A 4,644-nucleotide genomic window follows, 5' to 3' on the forward strand; every position below is an offset into this window, starting at 1 on the left:
GTTGAGGAATACTGACTAGTAGTGAACAAGGTTATAAATAGCGGAGTAACTAAAAAGGCAGCATTTGCTACGTATAATGCTATGAAATAAAAAGTAATTTATAGGCATCACCGATCACAAAAATATGTTTGAGAATGTAACTCACCGCTATAGCGTCAAGAAAGCAGAGTTAAGCCAATGGGGATTGGTTGCAAACCACTCCACGAGAAAATCTAACATTGTCCTTAATGTTGCTGGCATTTGCCGCCGCGAAGTATAGATACCGTAAATACCCATCGCCTGCGGCTGATAACCCGGTAATAAGCTGACCAGATCGCCTCGGGCGATATAGGGGGCAGCAGAATAACTGGGTTGCAGAGTAATCCCCGCCCCTTCCAACGCACCACTTAGCAAAACTACTGACTCATTGGCACTCAAATTGCCACTGACTGCAACGGCTGATTTTTCGCCCTGCAAATCAAAATGCCACAAACTTTTGCCAAAATATGAGTATGTCAGGCAGTTATGTACCGCCAAATCATAGGGTGTTTTGGGTATTCCGTTGGCTGACAGGTAGGCCGGAGAGGCACAGACAACGGAATGGCACATGGAAAGTGGCCGTGCAATTAAATTCGGGTCTAACTCATTGGTTATACGCAATGCTAAATCAATGCGTTCCTCTACCAGATTGACAGCCCGGTTATTGATTTGTAAATCAACCGCGACCTGGGGATAACGGCGTAAATAGTCAGTGACAGCAATCACCAAAGCACTCTGCCCAAGAGACTGAGAACAACTGATTCGCAATAAACCGCGCAATTCATCACTACCTTGCCCTGCAATCACATCCATCTCTTGGGCAAACTCAAGCATACGTCGGCAACGTTCAAGGGTGGTTTCGCCAGCATGGGTCAGGCTCAGTTTTCGTGTTGTCCGATGTAACAGCCGCGCCCCCGCCCACTGCTCCATCTCAGCCAGATAGCGTGTCACCATCGCCCGTGACATCTCTAATGCTTCGGCGGCAGCAATCATGCTGCCACGCTCGACAATCGCGACAAAAACCTCAGCAGCAGTGATCCTATCCATGATTAGCTCGATTTAAGCAACAAACAGTTGCTCATTATCAGGTTTTTCTATCGAACGATGCAATCTATTATCTAACCCATACCCCAGTCATCCTCAGGAAAACCGCTATGTTTAACAAAACGCTATTACAAATGACCTTTGCCGGTCTGGCAACCTTCGCAGCCGTAGCAAACGCAAGTGCTGCCGAACAACTCAAAATGGAAGTCTATAATCCAGGCAAAAAGAGCATCTTCCCAGTCTCTTCTGAGATTATCAGCGGCAAAACTGAAGTGGTTCTGATTGATGCGCAATTTCAGCGCAATGACGCCGAAGCACTGGTGAAAAAAATCCAGCAAAGTGGCAAAAAACTGACCACCATTTATATCAGCCAAGCCGATCCTGATTTCTATTTCGGTCTGGATGTCATCACAAAAGCATTCCCACAAGCCAAAGTACTCGCCACACCCCAGACCATTGAAGAAATAGAAGCGACCAAAGACGGTAAAATGGCCTATTGGGGACCGATTCTAAAAGAAAATGCCCCTGGCAAAATCATTATTCCACAAGCACTACAGGGCAAGAGTTTCACTATCGATGGGCAAAAAATTGATGTTGAAGGGCTAGACGGCCCATCACCTGAAAAGACATTTGTCTGGATCCCATCCTTGAAAGCGGTTGTTGGCGGTGTCGCTGTCTCCGGTAATATCCATTTATGGGTCGCGGATACTCAAACCGCAGAATCACGCCAGCACTGGCTAACAACATTGGAAAAGATTAAAGCACTCAAACCAGTGACCGTGGTTCCTGGGCATTATCTCGATAACGCGCCACAAACATTGGCATCAGTGACCTTTACTCAGAACTATTTAACCACACTGAATACAGAGATTCCTAAGGCGAAGGATTCCGCAGAACTGATTGCGGCGATGAAAAAACACTATCCAGAGTTGAAAGATGAATCTAGCTTGGAGTTAAGTGCTAAGGTACTGAAAAACGAGATGAAATGGCCACAATAAGCGGCGCTTAAAATTAATCAGTACGGCATTACCCTGTCATCAACCAAAGTGCCAGAAGGCGGTAACTTGAATGGTGACGGGGACGAAGAGGAGAACATAATGACCCCGCTAACTTTGCATTACATTTTCGACCCTTTATGCGGTTGGTGCTATGGCGCAGCGCCATTGGTGCAAGCCGCACAAAGCATTCCTGATCTGACACTGGTACTGCACGGTGGTGGGATGATGTCTGGACCGAATCGTCGCCAGATAGATAGCCAATGGCGTGGTTATGTGATGCCTCATGACAAACGTATTGCCGAACTCACCGGACAAACGTTTGGTGAGGCTTATTTTAATCACTTGCTGAATGATACTTCAGCGATTATGGATTCCACGCCACCTATTGCCGCCATTTTAGCGGCTGAACAATTGGCCGGACAAGGCGCGGATATGCTCCATCATATCCAGCAAGCTCATTATGTCGAGGGCCGCCGTATCGCCGACAGCTCGGTATTAATTGAACTTGCCACTGATATTGGCTTAAGCCGGACAGCATTTATCAACGCGTTCAGTTCCGCCCAGACAGCATCGACTCAGCATATTGCTGATAGCCGCGCCTTACTGGCGAGGGTACATGGACATGGTTTCCCGACCTTTGTGCTACAAGATAGGCAGGGAAAACTGTCCGCCCTACCCGCAAATGAATATTACGGTGATCCAATTGGCTGGGCCAAAATGCTGAAAAGTATGCTGGTGCACTAAAAATTGGCAGGGGCCGCTTCATAACAACCTTGAGCCGGCCGCCCAGTAGTAGGTAAACAAAAACGAGCAACAGATTGATTGAGCTGGAATGCTTGTTTTTGTAATACCTCCGATGCACCGGTGGATTGCTGGGCTAACTCAGCATTCAATTTTGTCACTTCATTAATCATCCCCACTTGTGTGGTTATCCCCTCAATACCTTGACTCTGATCGTGTGATGCAGCAGATATTTCCGCCATCAAATCAGTCACCTTTTTAACTGCATCAATAATAGCCCGTAAGTTATCACCTGACCGCGCGACCAAACCGCTCCCTGTGGAGATAGAGCTGGATGAATTATGAATAAGCCGCTTAATATTCAGCGCGGAATTGCCACTTTGATGTGCCAACAAGCCAACCTCTCGTGCTACAACGGAGAAACCGCGCCCATGCTCACCGGCGTGCGCTGCTTCAATGGCAGCATTTAATGCTAAAATATTGGTCTGAAAAGCCACCGATTCGATGAGCGTAATAATTGCCGTTATTTCCTGCGAACCGGCAGAAATATCAGCCATTGATACCACGACGCTAGACATCATTTCCCCGCCTTCACGGGCGATAACGCTGGTTTCATTAGCCAGAAGATTGGCTTGATCGGCACTCATCGTGTTCTGTTTTACCCGGGTAGTGAGCTGATACATGCTTTGTGTTGTTGCGGCCAGTGATTGTGCTTGCGACTGTGTTTGTTCAGCAAGACGATGGCTATCTGCGGCGATTTGATTAACACCTGTCAGGATGATTTCTGCACCTGCGCGAACCTGACTCACCAAGACAATTAAGCCTTGTTGCATTTGGCATATGCTATCAGCCAATTGTCCAGCCTCACGGCTGGTAAACGATGAATATGTAATCTGGCGTGATAAATCACCGGCGGCAATAACGTTAATATGGGAAATAAGGTCATTAAGTGGCCGGATAATTAAGCGTGTAACACCGAGCCAAACTGAAAAGGCAAGGCACAGCAATACCGCCAACGCTGTAATAACCCCCTGCTTTGCTGACGATAAGGACGATAATAGCTGGCTATCCATTACAGCCCGATTATTCTCACTTTGCTGCAAATAGTGGTAATACTTTTCGGTAAAATCACTTTGAAAGCCTTGTATCGGGACTTCAAAAAACCGATCAATGTTACTGTTCTTTGACAACCCCTGCCCAAGCTCAGTCAAACCTTGATATAACTGCTGATAGCTTTCCTTTAATGCAATGAATTCTGGTCGTTTATCGTGAACAGAAAGAAGTAATAACTCACGATAATTTTGCTGTGACTGCTGCATAGATTGCAGTGCTTCATTCAAAAGACTATGCCAGCTCCCCTCAGAACCGGTCTCTTTGTCCTCCATATAATAGATACCGGCCCGATTGAATTTGTCGCTAGCAATTAATAGCTCCATTCTGGCGCGNTCCATCAACACTTCTTGCTGATGGCTATAGTGCGTTTTTTCAACATTAACGGTGGTACTATCCAATATATGAGATAAATACCCGATGGAAAATAACTGCAATAAGGAGAAAAGGCTAATAACGAGTATTAGACCAAACAATATACCGAACTTTCCATCGGAGATTGGGCCTAATCCTTTAACATGAGAGAGAAGCCTTATAACAAACAACCTGATGTGATATAACATTATTTTTACACCGGCGATAATTAATATACCAACATTACTCGTCAAACATTACAAATATATTTCAGGAGATTACATCATGTATCACTGCGTGTTAATAAACGAAAATTATGAATAGGATGCCCCTGGGATTGTTCAATCAAAATAGTATTTTCATCTAATTTATAGAAAAC

General features: G+C 45.6%; 4 protein-coding genes. 2 read left to right on the top strand and 2 right to left on the bottom strand.

Features of this window, described 5'->3' with window-relative positions:
* Window positions 1–147: 147 nt before the first annotated feature.
* Window positions 148–1,065, bottom strand: a complete 918-nt coding sequence (locus tag V1952_RS20115) for a LysR family transcriptional regulator (RefSeq protein WP_420075403.1) — start codon at window positions 1,063–1,065, stop codon at window positions 148–150.
* 107 nt (window positions 1,066–1,172) lie between these two features.
* On the opposite strand from V1952_RS20115, the gene V1952_RS20120 reads away from it, so the two are divergent.
* Both V1952_RS20120 and V1952_RS20125 read left to right on the top strand, forming a co-directional pair.
* Window positions 1,173–2,060, top strand: coding sequence for an MBL fold metallo-hydrolase (locus V1952_RS20120; RefSeq protein ID WP_420075404.1), 888 nt, complete (start codon window positions 1,173–1,175; stop codon window positions 2,058–2,060).
* Window positions 2,061–2,159: 99 nt separating this feature from the next.
* A complete protein-coding gene (locus V1952_RS20125; RefSeq protein WP_420075405.1) occupies window positions 2,160–2,804 on the top strand; it encodes a DsbA family protein in 645 nt (214 codons plus the stop codon).
* Here the strand turns inward: V1952_RS20125 and V1952_RS20130 are convergent.
* Window positions 2,801–4,474, bottom strand: a complete 1,674-nt coding sequence (locus V1952_RS20130; protein ID WP_420075406.1) for a methyl-accepting chemotaxis protein — start codon at window positions 4,472–4,474, stop codon at window positions 2,801–2,803. The two genes, V1952_RS20125 and V1952_RS20130, sit on opposite strands and share 4 nt — an antisense overlap.
* Window positions 4,475–4,644 lie beyond the last annotated feature (170 nt).

The organism is Yersinia sp. 2542 StPb PI (genome assembly GCF_048593855.1).
Lineage (GTDB): Bacteria > Pseudomonadota > Gammaproteobacteria > Enterobacterales > Enterobacteriaceae > Yersinia > Yersinia enterocolitica_E.